The organism is Nautilia sp. (assembly GCF_053994455.1).
Window position 1 is genome coordinate 1 of sequence record NZ_JBMYAU010000113.1, and the last position, 3,505, is coordinate 3,505.

3 protein-coding genes are annotated in these 3,505 nt (G+C 38.4%); all 3 read left to right on the plus strand.

Annotated elements, in window-relative coordinates; genetic code table 11:
- Nucleotides 1-1,549 (plus strand): NAD-dependent DNA ligase LigA (gene ligA, locus ACXJIE_RS08090; RefSeq protein WP_456480463.1); only part of this gene is annotated, 1,549 nt, incomplete at its 5' end.
- A gap of 65 nt (nt 1,550-1,614) precedes the next feature.
- Nucleotides 1,615-1,908: an ATP-dependent Clp protease adaptor ClpS gene (locus ACXJIE_RS08095; RefSeq protein ID WP_456480464.1), complete on the plus strand. Its 294-nt coding sequence runs from the start codon at nt 1,615-1,617 to the stop codon at nt 1,906-1,908.
- Nucleotides 1,909-3,505: AAA family ATPase (locus ACXJIE_RS08100; RefSeq protein ID WP_456480465.1), on the plus strand; the 1,597-nt coding region annotated here is incomplete at its 3' end.

A 3,505-nucleotide genomic window follows, 5' to 3' on the forward strand; every position in this document is an offset into this window, starting at 1 on the left:
TGAAGACGTAACGCTTAATGCAAAGACTATAAAATCCATTCCGCTTGAAATAAAAGAAAAATCTCTTATTGAAATAAGGGGTGAGGTTGTAATTAAAAAGGATGATTTTGAAAAACTGAATGAAGAAAGACTTAAAAACGGCGAGCCGACTTTTGCAAATCCCAGAAACGCCGCAGCGGGAAGCCTCAGACAGCTTGACCCTAAAATTACCGCAAAAAGACCGCTTATTTTTTACCCTTGGGGTGTGGGGGTTAACTCTTTAAATTATGAAAAATACAGCGAGCTTATGGATTACATATATTCTCTCGGGTTTAAAGAACCACCTAAAAGAGGCGTATGCAATGATATACCATGTGTAGAAAAAAAATATGAAGAGTTTGTGGAATTCAGGGACAGCTTTGAAGTTATGCTTGACGGGATGGTTGTAAAAATTGATGAAATAAAATATCACGATATTTTAGGTTATACGCAAAAATATCCGAGATGGATGGTGGCATATAAATTTCCGGCCGTTGAAAAAGAAACAATTGTAGAAGATGTTGTCGTTCAGGTAGGAAGAACTGGCGTTTTAACGCCTGTAGCAGTGCTAAAGCCTGTTGAAATAGGCGGTGTGATAGTTGAGAGGGCAACTCTTCACAATTTTGACGAAATTGAGAGAATGGATATAAGAATTGGAGATCATGTAATTGTTATAAGGAGCGGGGATGTGATTCCTAAAATTACGAAAGTTCTCGCTTGGAAAAGAACCGGGAATGAAAAACCGATTCCGCGTCCTACGCACTGTCCGGTATGCGGTGCCGAAGTATTGGATGAAGGGGCTCTTATCAAGTGTCAGAATCTTTCATGTCCTGCAAGGGTTGTAAATACGATTATCTATTTTGCAAGCAAAAACTGCCTTGATATTGAAGGGCTTGGAGAAAGCGTTGCGAAACTGCTTTACGAACACGGGCTTGTAAAAGACATTACCGATATATTTAAATTAAAAGTAGAGGATTTGGAAAAACTGCCCCTGTTTGCAAGGAAAAAAGCTGAGAATCTCGTAAACGCGATAAAAAGCAGGGTAGGGGTTGAGTGCTGGAGATTTGTAAATGCCCTCGGAATCGAGCATATTGGAGAAGTGGCAAGCAAAAAAATATGTGAAAAATTCGGTGTGGAATTTTATAAACACGATCCTGAGGAGTTTGAAGAAATAGAAGGTTTCGGGCCGGAAATGGTGAAATCAATTGCCGAATACATAAAGGTTAACAAAGAAAAAATCGAAAAACTCATTGAAATTTTAAAACCTAAAAACCCTGAAAAAAAAGAGATTAAAGAAACACCGTTTAGCGGTAAAACAATTGTGCTTACAGGAACAATGAGTAAGCCTAGAAGTGAAATTAAAAAGATATTAGAATACGCCGGCGCTAAAGTCACAAACAGCGTGAGTAAAAAGACCGATTTCGTTATATACGGGGAAGATCCCGGCAGTAAATACGAAAAAGCGAAAAAACTCGGCGTAAATCTTTTGAGTGAAGAAGAGATGTGGAAACTGATTGGGGAAAATATCTAAAAATTGATAATTTTTCTCTTTTTTGATATAATATATAAACATATAAATTATAAAAAAGGATAATAATGCCAACCAAAACGGTTGTTGAAAACGATATTGAAATTATAATGCCTAAACTTTATAAAGTGATGCTTTTAAATGACGATTATACGACGTTTGATTTTGTTATAGAAGTTTTAAAAACCGTATTTCATAAAAATGAAGACGAGGCTGTCGCTCTTACGCTTAAAGTGGACAGGGAAGGCAGTGCCGCGGTGGGGGTATACCCCTACGAAATCGCACAGATTAAAGTAGAAAAAACACACGCGTTAGCACGTGAAGCCGGGTTTCCGCTAAGAGCAGTATTGGAGGAGGTTTAGATGCAGATAACGGAAAATTTAAGAAATATATTTAATGAAATAGTTAACGAAGCCAAAAGAAGACAGAATGAATACATTACCGTGGATCACGCTTTTTATATTCTGTTAAAAGACAAAAACATCAGGTTTTTGCTTGAAGATGTGGGTGTGGATGTTGATTATGTCAGAAGGGGGCTTGATTATTATCTTGACAGATATATAGAAAAAGTTCCCTTAAGGGTTACCCCTACGGAAACTCTCTCTTTTCACAGAGCCACCGAAAGAATGGTTAGCCATATTCAGGGTATAAGAAAAAATGTGGCTGACGAGCTTGATTTTTTTGTGGCTCTTCTTGAGGACGAAACGAGTTATACTAATCAGCTGCTTAAAGAATTCGGAATAGAAAAAGTGGAAATTGTAGAATATATAACCGAAACGAAAGAAGAGAAAAAAGAAAGCAAAAAAAATTCGCCCCTTGAAGAGTTTACAACCGAGCTTACTTCAATAGCTAAAGAATTCGACGACGTAATAGGCAGGGAAAAAGAAATAGACAGGGTTATGCAGGTTCTTTCGAGAAGAAAGAAAAACAATCCGGTGCTCGTAGGGGAGCCCGGTGTCGGGAAAACGGCCATTGTCGAGGGGCTTGCCAAAAAAATAGCCTTAAACAAAGTCCCGAAACAGCTTAAAAACAAAAAAATATATTCTTTGGATTTAGGCTCTCTTGTTGCGGGAACCAAATACAGGGGCGAATTTGAAAAAAGAATGAAAACCATACTTGACGAGCTTAAAAAAGAAAAAGAGCCGATTTTGTTCATCGATGAAATACATATGATTGTGGGTGCAGGGGCGGCGGGCAGCAGCAGTATGGATGTGGCGAATCTTTTAAAACCCGCCCTTGCAAAGGGTGAGATCAGATGTATAGGCGCTACTACGTATGAAGAGTATAAAAACCATTTTGAAAAAGACAGGGCACTAAACAGAAGGTTTCAAAAAATAGACGTTAAAGAGCCGAGTGTTGAAGATACCGTTAAAATTTTAAAAGGACTGAAAAGCAGATATGAAGAGTATCACGGTGTAAGGTATTCGGAAGAAGCTCTTAAAAGCGCGGCCACACTGGCAAAAAAATATTTAAGGGAAAAATTCCTGCCTGACAGCGCGATTGACCTTATAGACGAAGCGGGGGCAAAATTTAAATTAAGAGGCAAAAAACTCATTACAAAAAGCGATATTGAAGGAATTGTCGCAAAAATCGCCAATATCCCTAAAGAGAGCGCAAGCAACAACGAAATAGAAAAACTTAAAAACCTTGAAAGCGGCTTAAGGGCAAAAGTATTCGGGCAAGATCAGGCCATAAAAGAGCTTGTCAAAGTTATAAAAAGAAAAAAAGCAGGGCTCACAAGAGAAGACAAGCCTATCGGAAGTTTTCTGTTTGTGGGTCCTACGGGGGTTGGTAAAACTGAAATTGCAAAACAGCTGGCAAATATACTCGGCATTAATTTCTTAAGATTTGATATGAGCGAATATCAGGAAAAACATTCGGTTGCGAAACTTATAGGTTCACCTCCGGGATATGTCGGGTATGAAAAAGGGGGACTTTTAACGGAGGCGATAAGAAAAA

What these genes read in the sequence shown, in the direction of transcription:
- ACXJIE_RS08095 (WP_456480464.1), top strand. Translation starts at nt 1,615, where the DNA reads ATGCCAACCAAAACGGTTGTTGAAAACGATATTGAAATTATAATGCCT.